The 15085-nt window shown below is 49.6% G+C and carries 9 protein-coding genes; 6 read left to right on the top strand and 3 right to left on the bottom strand.

All coding sequences use genetic code 11. The features are described from left to right. Nucleotides 1-20 precede the first annotated feature (20 nt). Genes FSB84_RS27015 through FSB84_RS26990 form a run of 6 tightly spaced genes read left to right on the top strand, consistent with a single transcriptional unit; the run spans nt 21 to nt 10988 of the window. Nucleotides 21-3371, top strand: coding sequence for a SusC/RagA family TonB-linked outer membrane protein (locus tag FSB84_RS27015; protein WP_158644146.1), 3351 nt, complete (start codon nt 21-23; stop codon nt 3369-3371). A gap of 11 nt (nt 3372-3382) precedes the next feature. After that, nucleotides 3383-4819, top strand: a complete 1437-nt coding sequence (locus FSB84_RS27010; RefSeq protein WP_130544094.1) for a RagB/SusD family nutrient uptake outer membrane protein — start codon at nt 3383-3385, stop codon at nt 4817-4819. A gap of 29 nt (nt 4820-4848) precedes the next feature. Then, on the top strand, nt 4849-5568 hold the full coding sequence (locus FSB84_RS27005; protein WP_130544093.1) for a hypothetical protein: 720 nt from the start codon (nt 4849-4851) through the stop codon (nt 5566-5568). A 23-nt stretch (nt 5569-5591) separates the two neighbouring features. After that, the gene (locus FSB84_RS31535) at nt 5592-8006 is read left to right on the top strand and encodes an alpha/beta hydrolase family protein (protein ID WP_147122392.1); all 2415 of its coding nucleotides are present in this window, start codon (nt 5592-5594) and stop codon (nt 8004-8006) included. Next, complete coding sequence (locus FSB84_RS31530; RefSeq protein ID WP_147122390.1) at nt 7910-8290, top strand: alpha/beta hydrolase family protein; 381 nt, start codon at nt 7910-7912, stop codon at nt 8288-8290. The genes FSB84_RS31535 and FSB84_RS31530 overlap by 97 nt, the downstream gene beginning before the upstream one ends. Before the next feature lie 46 nt (nt 8291-8336). Then, the gene (locus FSB84_RS26990) at nt 8337-10988 is read left to right on the top strand and encodes a sugar-binding domain-containing protein (protein ID WP_130544091.1); all 2652 of its coding nucleotides are present in this window, start codon (nt 8337-8339) and stop codon (nt 10986-10988) included. 122 nt (nt 10989-11110) lie between these two features. Here the strand turns inward: FSB84_RS26990 and FSB84_RS26985 are convergent, their stop codons facing one another. From FSB84_RS26985 to FSB84_RS26975, 3 genes are all read right to left on the bottom strand, one after another. Next, nucleotides 11111-12427, bottom strand: a complete 1317-nt coding sequence (locus tag FSB84_RS26985) for a MutS-related protein (protein WP_147122388.1) — start codon at nt 12425-12427, stop codon at nt 11111-11113. 148 nt (nt 12428-12575) lie between these two features. Then, nucleotides 12576-13880 (bottom strand): MutS-related protein, encoded by a 1305-nt coding sequence (locus tag FSB84_RS26980; protein ID WP_147122386.1) that lies wholly within the window; start codon nt 13878-13880, stop codon nt 12576-12578. Between the two features lie 11 nt (nt 13881-13891). Continuing rightward, a complete protein-coding gene (locus FSB84_RS26975) occupies nt 13892-15082 on the bottom strand; it encodes a Gldg family protein (protein WP_455430511.1) in 1191 nt (396 codons plus the stop codon). Nucleotides 15083-15085 lie beyond the last annotated feature (3 nt).

Below are 15085 nucleotides of genomic sequence, written 5' to 3'. Positions count from 1 at the left end.
TGACCAAAACGCTGAAGGTTATGAAACTTCTGATCATTTTGCTGACCGTTACTTTCGTTCACTGCTATGCCGGAGGCAATGCCCAAACCGTTACGCTCTCCGGTAAGGACCTTACACTCAAACAAATCTTTACGGCCATCAGGCAGCAAACCGGCTACCGGGTAATGACCAATTCCATGCTGGATAGCAACAAGAGGACCATCTCGCTGACCGTGTATGAAATGGCCGTGGCCGAACTGCTGGATATGGTGTTGAAAGAACAACCATTCCGGTATGTGATCGAGGGCAAGACGATCTTTTTGTCTGAGAAACCGACCCATGAAAATGGACTAATGGAAAAACCATCTCCGCCGGTGGAGGAGCGCGAGCCGGTCCACGGATTAGTGCAGGACTCCACCGGCAATGCACTTGCTGGTGCAACAGTCATGAATAAGCGAACAAAAAAAACTGTACAAACAGATCCTAAAGGGCAGTTTGAAATTGAAGCCGACCATGGCGATGTATTGGTTGTATCCTTCATAGGATTTGAAAACAAAGTTTTGCCGGTGCAGGGAAAATTGCTCGTTGCCATTATGCAGGTATCGCGCTCGCCGCTGGATGTGGTGCAGGTGCAGGCTTATGGCACCACCAGCCGGCGGATCGCCACCGGCAATATCCTTACCGTGAAGGGGGCGGATATTGCCCGGCAGCCGGTCAGCAATCCGATACTGGCATTATCCGGACGGGTGCCCAATCTGATCATCAGCCCGGCATCAGGTTTACCCAATGCACCGGTCACCATTCAGCTGAGAGGACAGAACAGTCTTAGTGCACAATCCCTGCGTTCTGAGCCACTGATCATCGTGGATGGTGTTCCCTTTCAGAATACATTGTCTGGTTCACAATTCACTTCATTCGGAAGTGTAGGCGCGAAGATCTCCGCCCTCAGCTTCATCAATCCTTCAGACATCGAGCAGATCGATGTGCTGACAGATGCGGATGCCACTTCCATCTACGGCTCCCGCGGCGGTAATGGCGTGATACTGGTGACCACCAAAAAAGGAAAAGCGGGAGATGCACGGTTCTCTGCCGGTATAACGATGGGCAATAGCCGAAGAAGCAACAGGTTGACCCTGCTCAATACGGAGCAATACCTGAACATGCGCCGGCAGGCCTATATCATGAACAATATGGAAGTGCCCGACCTGAATACGGCCGACAAGAACAGTTCGAACTACGATCTTACGCTTTGGGACCCCAACCGGGAAACCGACTGGCAGGATGTATTGCTGGGCAATTCCACACCCTATCTCAATGCCAATGCCTCTCTTTCCGGCGGAAGCTCCACAGTACAATACCTGATCAGTGGCACCTACAACAAACAACGCTATATTTTTCCTGGTGAAAATAAATACGAGACGGGCAGCGCCCTGCTGAGCATCAATGGAAAATCGCCCAATGGCAGGTTACGAATGGGAATCAATACTTCGTATACGATCAACAATTCTTTGTCGCCCAACGAAGATTTTTCCAGGCTGGCATTGCGGCTTGCGCCCAATGCCCCGGCCATCTACCACGAAGGCGGCACGTTGAACTGGGAGGCCAATCCGGCTTCACCTACGGGCCAGGCATCCTGGGAGAATCCTTTCGCACTGCTGGAAAGAAAAACAACTGTGAGGTCCGATAATATCCGGGCCAGCGCGAATTTCAGTTACGAGCTCTTGAAAGACCTGGTGGCCAGCGCCAGTATCGGTTACTCACAGATCACTACCCGAAATTTATTTATCAGCCCCATGAGCGCTATCGATCCTTCGCAGTTGAATGCAACAGGACAATCCTTCTTTTCCAATAATGTCAGCCGTTCATATACGGTGGATCCGCAATTGACCTGGAGAACGGATCTCTTTGGGGGGAACCTGGACCTGCTGGCTGGCGCTTCCGTGCAGGGGCAAAGCAGTTTGAGCGAATCTTTCGGCGCTTTCGGTTATACCAGCGATGCGCTGCTGAAAGACCTGGGAGCTGCGCCGCAGGTAGGCGCCGACAATACGAGCAACCAGTACAAATATGCTGCGGCCTTCGGCAGGATCACCTACAATTACAATAACAGGTATATCCTCAATCTCACAGGGCGCAGGGATGGTAGCAGCCGTTTTGGACCAGGGAACCAGTTCGGCAATTTCTGGTCGGTGGGCGGAGCCTGGATCTTCTCCAATGAATTTGTTGCCCGGGAGCATTTGCCTTTCCTGAGCTTCGGAAAGCTGCGAGGCAGCATCGGCACCAGCGGCCAGGATGGAACCGGCGATTATCGCTACCTGGAACTGTACGAGAGTATGCCGAGAATTTCTTTCCACGACATGACCATCCTCCGTACCCTCGGAGCGGCCAATCCCGATTTTCACTGGGAATCGGTTCATAAACTCGAGTTGGGCCTCGAACTGGGATTCTTCAACGACCGCCTGCTGGCCACCACCTCCTGGTGGAGGAACAGGGCAGGAGATCAGTTGGGCGATTATCCATTACCTGCTACCGGTGGCGCCTATTCGATCATGCGTAATATGAGTGGGCGCATCCAGAACAGCGGCTGGGAATTTATACTCACCGCGAAGATCTTCGATGAAAAGAAATTCAGTTGGACCATCTCTGCCAATTATGGAATACAGAACAACAAGCTCCTGTCCATTCCCGACCCGGGTTTCAACAACTATGGCCTGAGCCGTCACGTAACGGTGGGTAAGCCTTTTACCGGTTTTGCATTGTTGTACCAGTCGAAAGGGATCAATCCGGCCAGCGGGCTTTATCAGTTCACGGACCTGGATGGCAATACCACCGCTTATCAATACAATGAAAACTGGGATGAACTGTTACTGGATATCAGGCCACGTACGGTAGGACTGACCAGCAATATCCGCTGGGGGAGTTTTTCCCTGGACTGTATGGTGCAGTTGACCAAACAATGGGGACTGAATTATCTCTTCAATGAAGCATTCCTGGTAGGCACTCCCGGCGGATTCGTCAGCGAACCCGGTTTCGTGTTCGGCAATATGCCGGTGGGCAGGCTCGATTACTGGAAAGAGCCCGGGCAATCCGCTTCCTTCCAGAAATTATATCCTTACTACCTGAATGGACCGATAGAAGCGGGTTACATCAAAGCATCCAGGTCGGACCTGGCCTATGTGGATGCTTCGTTTATCCGTCTGCGTAATATCTCCTTGTCCTGGTCCATTCCCGAAACCTGGGCAAAGAAGCTGCAGGTGGCCAGTTGCCAGCTATTTGCTACTGGTCAGAACCTGCTTACGATCACGGGATATGATGGACTGGATCCGGAAATACAACAATCCGGTATCACGCCATTAATGAAAACATTCACTGCCGGCATCCAGGTCGGTTTTTAAACAGAAGCAACATGAAGTACAAGCAATACCCGATAACAAAATACTGGCAGGCATTTTCCCTGCTGCTGCTTTGCTGCCTGGGAATAACAGGTTGCAAGAAACTGATAGAAGTTGACCTGCCCATCGACAGGAATCCTTCGGAAACCGTATTTGCCACTACCTCTACGGCGGTATCCGCCATGACGGGCGTTTATGTGAACATGATTTCCGAATTCTGTGGCCCTGCAGGAGTCTCGATTGCGCCGGCATTGTTATGTGATGAATTCAAGTTGAAGAATGAGCAGGGTGACCGCTTATACGCGAACAATATAGACACGGACCATTCATGGGATACCTGGAGGCCCATTTACCGTACCCATATGTTTGGAGTGAACAGTGTGATCGAAGGCGTGCGCAAATCCACCAGCCTGCCTGCCAGGGCCAAAGCGATACTCGAAGGAGAGGCCCGCTTCACCAGGGCATTCCTGTATTTACACCTGCTCAGCTTTTACGGGGATGTTCCGCTAGCCCTCAGTACGGATTTCAATGTCAATAGTAAGCTCCCCAGAACGGCCGTCGATAAAGTGTACGATCAGATAGAAGAGGACCTTCGGTTTGCACAGCAAAATCTCGATAACCGTTATCTCGCAAAGGATCTCTTCACCAATGCCGCCACCAGGCTGAGGCCAAACAAGGGAGCCGCCAATGCGCTCCTGGCAAGGGTTTACCTGTACAGGCAAAAATGGGCGGAAGCTGAAGCTGCCGCCAGTCTGCTGATAAATGATCCACAATATGAACTGGTCAACAACCTCGATGCAATATTCCTCAAAGAAAGCCATGAAGCTATCTGGCAGATACAAACCAATCAACTGGAACCTGATGGTGTAAATACACTGGAAGCCCGGTACATGCTGCCCAGACCGGGTGAGGATCCCCGTTATTATGTAAGTGAAGACCTGTATCAAAGTTTTGAACCGGGCGACCAGCGCCGGGTGCACTGGACGATGGATTTCACTGCAACGAAAAAATGTTTTTACAAATACAAGCAAGGCTTCGGCGTACAGGAAAGCAAAGAGTATCTCATTTTAATGCGCCTGGCAGAACAATTCCTGATCCGTGCAGAAGCCAGGGCGCAATTGGGAAAGCTCACCGGGCCGGGCAGCGCCGCTGAAGACCTGAACAGGATCCGCCTCCGGGCCGGCCTGGGCAACACGCCTGCCAGTACGAAAGAGGAACTGATCGATGCTATCTTACGGGAAAGAAGGATCGAGCTGTCTTCCGAATGCGGGCATCGCTGGCTTGACCTCAAAAGGACCGGCAGGCTGCAGGCCCGCATGAGGATCGTAACGCCGCTCAAAGGGGGCGTATGGCTTCCCTACAAAGAACTGATGCCGATTCCGCCCGGCGAATTCACCTACAATCCTTCGCTGCGCGGACATCAGAATCCCGGATATTACGAGGTTCCCTAACCGAATTCTTCTCCTTCAAAAAAAATTGTATGAGATCATTTGCTCCGATTGCCTGCCTGCTCGTAATGACGTTGCTGGCAGGATGTTATAAAGATAAAACAGACACCACCACTTATACGGTCCCTTTCACGGTGCTCAATGCGATGGCCACGAGTTTTTCCGACCTGCTTGTAGTGGCTGGTGATAACCGGACATCCTTCAACAGAAAACAGCCGGTTCATTTCTTCAGTGATGATGGTTATAATATCACAGGTCTCTGGTATTTTGGGATCTCCGGCAAAAAACCTGCCCTGGTGCAGGTGTATTATAGAAATGATTCCACCAAACCTTTTTTCAGCCAAACGATCAGTTCCGTACCCGGGCAGCGGCATAACCTGATGGTGACCGGCACGCCGGAAATGCCCGGGTATCTTTACCTGCACGATCAACCGCAGCGCCCGGCAGACAGCAGCACAGGTATCCGCTTTGTGAACCTCGTTCGTAACCTGCCTGCTATCAGTGTCAATATCAGTGGCCAGCCTGTTGGTAGTGAAGTAGCTGATCTGCCTTACCTGCAGGCATCGCCATTCAAATTGTACAATGCCAGAACAGGACAGCGTTCCTACGTTTTTGAAATGGTAGATAAAAGCACGGGGGAGATCGTTCTCAGTTATCCATTCACCGTTGTTCCATTCACCAATACAAATATCTGCCTGCGCGGCCTGAAGAACGATTGGCCGGAACTGCAGGTCACCACAGTATATCAATAAAACCATAAGCTAAAAAATCAACCATGATGAGATCATTTGCAGGGGCTATGCCCTTGCTGGCCATCCTATGCCTTTGCCATTCCACGTTGCGGGCGCAGAAAAAGATCCTGACAGATACCAGTTATTTGAACTGGAGCTGGTTGCACCATGACTACCATTTGTCGAACGACGGCCGCTACCTGAGCTACGATATACATTGCCGCGAACGTTCCAGCTATCTTGGCGTGCTGGCTACCACAAAAGGAGAGGAGATAACCCGGATCAGTAACCGATCAGATGCCCGCTTCTCGGAAGACAGCCGCTATCTTGTAGCTGAACTGTTCAGCGATAGCGTCCTGGTATTTGATCTGGCGAAGAGAAAGCTGATATTGGCCACTCCCGGCAAGACTTTCCAACTGCAACAGACCGGCAAAACCAATTGGCTGGTGTACAGGAGATCCGATTCTGTAATTGTCAGGAACCTGGAAACAGGCTACAACGCAATCTATCCCGGTGTGAAAGAGTGTAAGCCTGCCTTCGGAGGAACGGCGCTGGTGATGCAAAAAAACAGCGAGCTCATCTGGCTTGATCTCGCCAGGCAGGAAAGCAGGACTATTTTCAATGGCGATATCATCCGCCTTACCATCAGCAAGGATGGTAAGCGCATTGCATTCATCCACAAAGAAGGGAATGATTTCCTGGTATATCATTTTGCTCCTTCCATGACCACTGCTGCTATTGCAGCCAGGAATACAATGGAAGGAATGAGCCCTGATCATAGCATCAATGATGGCGATATGGTTTTCAGTCCTGATGGCCGTTCCCTTTATTTCGAGCTGCTCAAAAAAAGTCTTCCCGGAACAAAGGACCCAGACCTGCTGACCAATCAGGTGGAAGTATGGCATTACCGCCAGCCAAACCTCTATGGGAGCCAGCGCTGGTTCCCGGGTGTTAGCCGGTTCAAAGCTGTGATCAACCTGGCTGCGCCCAATGCCCGGATGATACAAGTGGAGAACGATAGCATGGTGATCACAGGTAGCCTGGGAAATGAGTATGTGATCGTAAAATCGAATGACCTGATAAGACAGGATGAAGAATATTTCAACGAAGAGCAGGCGCCTCTTTACCAGTTGGTCTCGCTCAAAGATGGGAGCAGGAAGACTTTCCGGCCACGTTCCTCCAGGCTCTGGCATGCAAGTCTTTCGAAAGGAGAACAATTCATTACCTGGGTCAACAAAGACGATCAGGACCTCTATTGCTACGAGATCGCGACAGGTATTACCCGGAATATTTCTGCCGGCCTGAACCTGAAGCCGGATATGATCCTGATCAACCAGGGATCGCCCGTCATAAAATTGGAATTGAACGTCGATGGATGGTTTGGAGCAGATGAGCGCCTGTTGATCCAGGACAAATACGATTGCTGGTTATTGGATCCCCTGGGAAAGCAGGCTCCTGTGAATATCACCAACGGGTACGGACGAAGGAACAGGATCATGTTCCAGCCCGCATTGAGTGATGCCGCCGCAACATGGCCCACCGGCGATATTATACTCCGTGCCCGTAATGAAAGAACAGGAGATAACGGTTTCTGGCAAACGAAACCGAGTGGTGGCGATCCGGTGAAGAAGATCATGGGGGCCTATAAGTTTTCCGATCCGGTGAAGAAGATCATGGGACCTTATATGTTTTCCTGGCATAAGATCGATGAGCCACCCAGGCTTCGCAAAGCCAAAAATGCAGCCATCTACATTGTAACCCGGCAATCCGCCAGTGAATCCATCAACCTGTTCGTCAGCACAGACCTTCGTTCCTTCCAACAGATCAGTACCATTCATCCCGAAAAAGAATACAACTGGATGAGCTCTGAAATGATCCGTTACAGGAAAAATGATGGTGATACCGGTCTGGCCTACCTGTACAAACCGGAGAACTTCGATCCCTCCAAAAAATACCCGGTCATCTTTCAATATTATCAGACAAGGAATACTGAAATGCACGACTACCACCGGGCTGGCGTAGAACCAAACCAGATCGATATTCCCTGGTATGTCAGCAATGGCTACCTGGTATGCATACCCGATATCAATCACTATAAGCCAGGGCGAATAGCCGAGACCGTTATCAATTCGGTGGAAGGGGCAGCTCGCTATCTCAGCCGGTTTGCCTGGGTGGACTCTGCCAAATTTGGCGCACAGGGACATAGTTTCGGAGGATATGAAACCTTGCTGCTGATCGCGCATTCCAGGATGTTCGCGGCGGCACAGGCTTCTGCCGCTGTGAGTGATATCGTGAGCGCCATCGGGGAACAGCTTTCGGAGAACATGAGCTCTATACCTGGTATGAAACAGGTCAGGCCAATATGGGGCCTGGTAACCTCCCCTGGTCTAACCCGCAGGGCTATATCGAGAACTCTCCCATCTTCTACGCTGATAAGATCACCACTCCGTTGCTGCTGATGCATGGCTATGAAGATGAGAACGTGAAATTCGGACAGGATATCGAGATGTTCACAGCATTGCGAAGACTACGGAAACCCGTATGGATCCTGGCTTACAAGGATGGTCATGTTATTGCCGATCACAATGAGCTCGGTAAAGATGCCGCTTTGCGCCAGCGCCAGTTCTTTGAACATTATTTGAAAGGAAAACCTGCGCCCGTCTGGATGACGAAGGGTGTCAATCCCCAGGACAGGAATTTCAAAAGCGGATTGCAATTGGATAAGAGCGGTGCAAAACCATAAGCCACATATCTCTTTACAATAAATCATACACCATTCAAAAAACAATATGATGAAACGGTTCTTTTATGTTTTAGCGTTGGGCGCATTGCAACCTTTTTATGCGATGAGCCAGCAGGGTTGGGCAATGCAGCCGGGCTCCATCACCACAAGATGGGCCAAACAGGTGCAGCCGGCGAAAGTACTTCCTGAATACCCCAGGCCACAAATGGTGCGTCCTTCCTGGACCAACCTGAACGGGCTCTGGCAATATTCCATCACATCACTGGAAGCTTCTGTTCCCGCAACCTGGAAGGATCAGATCCTGGTTCCATTTCCTATAGAATCGGCCCTGTCCGGTGTAAAGAAACCATTGCAGGCGCATCAGGCCCTTTGGTACAGGAGGCAATTCAATAGTACGGCCGCTGGCGGCAAACAGCGTACCCTCCTGCATTTCGGCGCAGTGGATTATGATGCGAGGGTATTTGTGAATGGAAAGGAACTGGGCCGGCATACCGGTGGCTACCAGGCTTTCAGTATCGATATTACCGATGCGCTCAAACCGGGCGCCAATGAATTGATCGTTCGTGTATGGGACCCAACGGACCTGGGCCCGAACCCGCATGGCAAACAGGTGCTTGCTCCGCAGGGTATCATGTATACGCCCTCCAGCGGTATCTGGCAAACGGTATGGATGGAAACCTTGCCCGCGCAATACATTGCATCTTTAAAAACGAAGCCCGATATCGACAAAGAGGTACTGGACCTGGATGTTTCGGTTGTGGGTAACTGTGATGGATGCCAGGTGGAGGCGATTGTTTTGTCGTCCGGAAAAACGGTAACCAAAGCAACTGATAAAAATGGCCAGCCCCTGCAATTGCGCATACCAGGCGCCAGGCGCTGGAGCCCGGATGATCCTTTTCTGTATGATTTGACCATTTCGCTTACAAAGAATGGCAAGGTGATCGATCACATCCGCTCTTATTTTGGCATGCGCAAGATTTCTGTTCAGCAAGATGCAGCAGGAAGACCACGCATTTTCCTGAACAACCGGTATTACTACAACCTGGGCACGCTCGATCAGGGATTCTGGCCCGATGGTTTGTATACTGCTCCCACCGATGAAGCGTTGAAGTTTGATATCCTGGCTGCCAAAGCGATGGGCTTCAATACCATCAGAAAGCATATCAAGCTGGAGCCGGCCCGCTGGTATTATCACTGCGATCAGGCCGGGATGCTGGTTTGGCAGGATATGGTGAATCCGGGAAATGACAGTCCTGAAGCCCGGGCGCAATTCGAAAAAGAATGTGCAGAGAATATCGCGCAGTTGTACAACTATCCCTCCATTACAACCTGGGTTCTGTTCAATGAAAAATGGGGACAATACGACCAGGCAAGATTAACGAACTGGCTCAAAGCGCTGGACCCGACCCGCCTCATCAATGGACATTCGGGCGAGAAATTATATGTGAATGACCAACTCCGCAGTCCTTCTCCTGATGCATGGATCCATGCCGATATCACTGACGTACATGCATATCCGAATCCAGGGCATATCGCATTTGAGAAAGGAAAGGCCGCTGTTTTGGGTGAGTTCGGTGGTATTGGTGTGCCCATCGAAGGACATTTGTGGAACGACCTGCAGGCAGGATGGGGCTATGATGGTGTGGTAACGCCTCCATTGCTCCGCAAACAATATGGACAGATGATGGACTCCCTCAAACTGCTCGAGAACCAGGGATTGAGCGCTTCCATTTACACGCAACCCTTCGATGTGGAGTCGGAACAGAACGGGCTCATCACTTACGACAGGGCCATTATTAAATTACCGGTCTCCGTGATCCGCGAAATCCATGCGAAGGTTTGGCCCGCTACCAGGAACCTTGCCGGCATCACCAAAGGATTTGCTGCTATAGTGGCGGATTCTGTGAACAAGGATTACGCAGCGCGCCTGAAAGAATACCAATCCGGCAAAAAGGATTCTGCCTTCCTCCGCGCATTGACCCTGCTGGCAATAAAGAATAAAGACAGTGCCAACCTCTTTCAATTTTCTGCTGAATATATCCGTCAATTGAAAGCGCCCATGATCGATCATAATATCCAGTTCATCGAAACAGTAACGGGTAACAGTACTGATCCGGGATATCCGCTGCTGATGCAATGGGTGAAGGAGTATCTCAAAGAAGGAGAGCGCAATAGGATCACCACCAAATTGCAGGAAATTATTTTCCGCGAGCAGGCCAAATTGCAATTGGGCGAAAACCCTGACTGGAGCAAAGTAGAAGCAATTATCAGCAATCATAAACCGCTGGACGGAGAATTTATCCGCGGGTTGTCTGTTATTTATTATTTGAATGCTATCGGACAGGATAAGCCGAATGCGGCGAAGAACCTCGCAGATGCTGCCAGTATTTATGATTCCCTGTACCATAGCGGTATGTACAATGAATGGGCCTGGGCTTTGTTTGGAAAAACCAGTGATAAGCGACTACTGGAAAAAGCGCTTGTCTGGGCAAAGAAAGGGATCGGTTTGGAAAAAGATCCTTTCAAACAGGCGAATATCATGGACACGTATGCCAATCTCTTGCATAAGCTGGGCAGGACTGAGGAAGCGTTGGTATGGCAGAAAAAAGCAGTAGCGGCATCACCCGGAGATGGCGAAATAAAAGAGAACTATGAAAAAATGTTGAAAGGGGAAAAGACCTGGCATGATGGGCAATAGGGAGGGAGCTGACCAGCAGCAATTTGTTCTCCGTTAATCAGAAAACTACTTCATAATTTAAGGATGACCAACGAAGGTCGGAGTGGTGGCACTCCGACCTTCTATTATCCGATTAATGTAGGTCAGCTTTTCAGCATTTCGAGTATCCCTTCATTTCGGATGATCATCATACCCTGCCTGTCTTCGGTGATACCTTCTTCGAGGATATAGGTATACCGTGGTCTGGCGCCATCCATGATAGTGGGCATGAACCTGAATTGTATATTGTCCGTTTCTTTCAATGCTTCACCCACTTCAATGATATGCGTGGATACGATGAAGAGGCAATCCTGGTATTCGGCAAAAGCTTCCGTTACTGCCAGCGTGCCATCGTAAGCGTCTTTCACATTCGTTCCTTTGAACAATTCATCGAACATCAATAATAATCTTTTGCCACTGGCGGCTGCATCAGCAGCCTGCTTCACGCGCACTACTTCTGCATAGAAATGGCTGTAACCAAGACCGATATTGTCCGCTACGTTGATAGATGAATACATGCCTTCGCGCACAGAAAACTCAAAGTTCTTTGCAGCCACCGGGAATCCCATATGCGCGAGGTAGATACCAATACCGATGGATTTCATCAATGTGGATTTCCCTGCCATGTTCGCCCCGGTGAGAAAGATCACATTCTGATCTTCACTCATGAATACATTGTTACCAATGGCCTTATCGATGCAGGGATGCGCAAGATTAGAAGCTTTCAGAACATTCATCTCCGGAGCTAATGCCTTCGCATAGGTGAAGCCTTTCTTACGCGCCACATTACCAACGGCAATGTATAGATCAAGTTCATAGATGAACTGCAGTAGGTTTTCCATCTCAGCAGGGAACCGGCTCTTCAGCAGATGATCGTATTGGGACAGGGTAGTAACAGAGAGCTCTGCATAGATATCCGTATTGCGCAGCTTCTCCAATTGTTTATCAGAAAGCAGGTGGATCAGCTGATTGACACGTTCAGCCAATGGGCTCTTTAATTGTTGAAGCAGTTCCAGCATGCCATGGGAGCGGTTCAGCGTAACGATGGTAGCCTGCAACCCCTGTACTGATTTCTTGTACCGTTCATCGCGGGTGAGCTTGCTGAGCAGTTTCTGGATGATCATGCTGCTGGCGGTGGCTAATGCATTCTTTCCGGTGCCTCCATCCAGGTATTCGCGCATGATATTGAGTTGTTGCACATCGAAGGAAAAGCCCAGGTTCGATTGCTGGAAGAAATGGAATATGCTGCTGCGCTGGTTGATGCTGTTTGCATCCAGCAAAGGATTGCGGAACATCTGGTCCAGCAATTGTTCTCCTCCCCGTGTTTTGACTTCATTGAACAGATGGTATACCGATCCCTGCCTGAATTTTCCCAGCAGGTTCAGCTCATCCACCGTTTGTTTATCTGTATTGAATTGCATTTTTGTAAAATTTAATCAGCGTGTGCCCAGTCGCTCGCCTCCGGCGAGTGACTTTTATTGGTTCGCCTCCGGCGAACAGGGTGTCGCCGGAGACGACGAAATAGTCGTCACTCGCCGGGAGGCGAGCGACTGGCGGCACTCCGATGTTTTATTGTACAGCGCGTTTACGGCCATGCTTCAGCGTATCCAGGATGCCTTCATTGCGTATGATGATCATACCATGGCGATCTGCCGTAATTCCAGGCTCTAACGTATAGGTATATTCGGGTACATTGCCGTTCATGCGCGTAGGCAGGAACTGGAACCCAATACTGGGAGATTGCTGCAATCGTTCACCTGCCTCTACAATATGAGAAGAGATGATGAACATGCTATTCCTCTTTGCAGCAAAGGCGATGGTGATCTCTACGGTAGCTTCATGCGCATCTTTCACATTGGTGCCGCGGAACATTTCATCGAAGATGATGAAGAGTGATTTGTTGGCCTGCAGTTCCGATGCCACTTTCTTCACACGCAACACTTCTGCATAGAAATGGCTGGCGCCAATGCCCAGGTTATCCGGCAGATTGATGGTGGTGTAAATGCCATCGAGCACAGAGAATTCCATTTCTTCCGCTGCCACGGGAAAGCCAATATGGGCTACATACACGGCTGTGCTTACGGATCGCAGAAAGGTGGATTTTCCCGCCATATTGGCTCCTGTGAGAAACACCACGTTATGTGAAGCATCCATTGAAAAGTTATTGCTCACCGGCTTTGCCAGTTCGGGATGATAAACACCTTTGAGCCGGAGAATGCTTTTGCCTTTCTCTAACGCTTTGGGAAATACGAATTTCCTGTCACGCGCCACTTTAGCTACTGAGAGATATACATCCAGCTGATAGATCTGCGCCAGCAGCCTTTCTATCTTGTCTCGTTCACGATGGCGGAAGAGCAGATCATAGGCAGTGATAGCCGCATAAGACAGTTTCGCTTTTTGCTGTTCGCGCATTACCGGTTCAAAGGCAGTGTCGAGGAGGAGGGAGGCAATCGCCTCCCTTTCCTTTGTATAGGATGCCATGGCTATAACTTCCTTCGATTCTATGAAAGTTTTGATCTGCTGCACCAGTGTGATCAATGCCGTTACTCCGTTGCTGATCTCTTTTTCACTCAACACGGCCTGTTGTGTGCCCTGCTTTTTCTGTTCATCGGCCGCCAGCAGATATTTCTCTGCCATATCGAATAAGGCCCCTTCAAAAGGAAAGCGCATATTCATGCCCGAGAAACTTTTGATGATATCGCTTCTGCGGTTGATCTCCTGCTGATCACTAAGAGGTTTGGTGAACATCTCTTTCAATACTGCTTCTGCGCCGCGGGTATGCGAATGATTGTAGAGGTCGAACAATCCCTGGCTGTCTCGCTTGCCGAAGATCCGCAGATCCTCGATTGTTTGTTCATCGGTTAACAGGTACATGTTGTAATGGATTATTGTCGTTTACGTCTGAGCAGGATGACTGAACCAAGGATGAGGAATGCTGCCGGTAAGATCCAGACGAGAATGATCTTTTGTGTTTTGGCCGCTTTGAGGCTGACGGTAAGCATTCTATCAATAACCGGAATATTCTCAATGGCGATAGGGTAGGATTCATAATTCATCCAGCTCAGATAATTTCGGCCAAATTCATGCGAACCGAATCTCATGCTCGATAAAAAATCAGCATCGCCCACTACCACAATCCTTTGTTCTATTTTACCTGTCTGCCTGTTTAAAGCCAGGGCTACATTGAAGGAATCCTGTTTGTAATCTCCTTCGCCGGCAACCATCACAGGTGCTGCTGAATCGGTCACCAACTGCCCTGCTTTTGCCCACACATATCCTTTAGGGCCTGTTACCATCAGCCGGGTAACTTTAAAGTTGCTATCTGAAAAGGAAAGGGGAGCGGCGCCGGGATGGAGTACTTTGACTGAATCGCCCTCTTCAAAAACCGCCCTGATATCTTCGCCGAAATGTTTATTTTCCTTCAATAACCAACTGTGGTCCATTGTTACAAATGGCGTCACTTTATCCGGCGTTTCATTCTTTGAAATTTGTACAAGGGTACCGGGCATCAATTGTATGCCAACATTCTGCATCAGGGGGTTCAGCACATGCTGTTTGCCTGGTTCTCCCAATACCAGCAAATTGCCGCCAGTATTGATATATTGTTTCAGACGGGCTGTCACTGTATCATTGAGTACTACCTTGGGATCAGCCAGCACAAGGGTAGTGATATCTGCCGGAATCTGCTGCTGTTGAAGATTCAGGGTATCAAACTCAAAGCCGTGATTGATGAGTGCCGCTCTGCTCGTCTTCATAAGTGAATATACATTGAACTCCCTTTCTCCGGTTTTCTCCATACTGCGCTCGAGGTTTCCGGTAGTAGCGTATATTCTCGGAATGGTATCATTGGATAATCTTTTGAGAGCGGCAGCCACATGGTTTTCGGACGGCCAGAATACAGGGTCAGGAAAAAAACGCAGAAAAATCTGCTTCCCTTTATACTTCAACAACATCACTGCATGCATGTCTTCCGGTTGCAGGTTGATCTTTTTTCTGATTGTTGCAGGATTTTGGTACCAGTCAAAATCAGCTTCCTGCATCTTGGCTATTTCCCTGGCTATGGAATCCAGGCTCATGCC

It is taken from the genome of Pseudobacter ginsenosidimutans, from assembly GCF_007970185.1.
In the GTDB taxonomy this organism is placed as follows: domain Bacteria; phylum Bacteroidota; class Bacteroidia; order Chitinophagales; family Chitinophagaceae; genus Pseudobacter; species Pseudobacter ginsenosidimutans.
Note: the sequence above shows the minus strand (reverse complement) of the source record. Positions and strands in the feature narration are given on the sequence as shown.

Coding starts and splice junctions, on each gene's coding strand:
- FSB84_RS27010 (WP_130544094.1), top strand. CDS start 3,383: ATGAAGTACAAGCAATACCCGATAACAAAATACTGGCAGGCATTTTCC.
- FSB84_RS26990 (WP_130544091.1), top strand. CDS start 8,337: ATGATGAAACGGTTCTTTTATGTTTTAGCGTTGGGCGCATTGCAACCT.
- FSB84_RS31535 (WP_147122392.1), top strand. CDS start 5,592: ATGATGAGATCATTTGCAGGGGCTATGCCCTTGCTGGCCATCCTATGC.
- FSB84_RS26985 (WP_147122388.1), bottom strand. CDS start 12,427: ATGCAATTCAATACAGATAAACAAACGGTGGATGAGCTGAACCTGCTG.
- FSB84_RS27015 (WP_158644146.1), top strand. CDS start 21: ATGAAACTTCTGATCATTTTGCTGACCGTTACTTTCGTTCACTGCTAT.
- FSB84_RS27005 (WP_130544093.1), top strand. CDS start 4,849: ATGAGATCATTTGCTCCGATTGCCTGCCTGCTCGTAATGACGTTGCTG.
- FSB84_RS26980 (WP_147122386.1), bottom strand. CDS start 13,880: ATGTACCTGTTAACCGATGAACAAACAATCGAGGATCTGCGGATCTTC.
- FSB84_RS31530 (WP_147122390.1), top strand. CDS start 7,910: ATGGGGCCTGGTAACCTCCCCTGGTCTAACCCGCAGGGCTATATCGAG.
- FSB84_RS26975 (WP_455430511.1), bottom strand. CDS start 15,082: ATGAGCCTGGATTCCATAGCCAGGGAAATAGCCAAGATGCAGGAAGCT.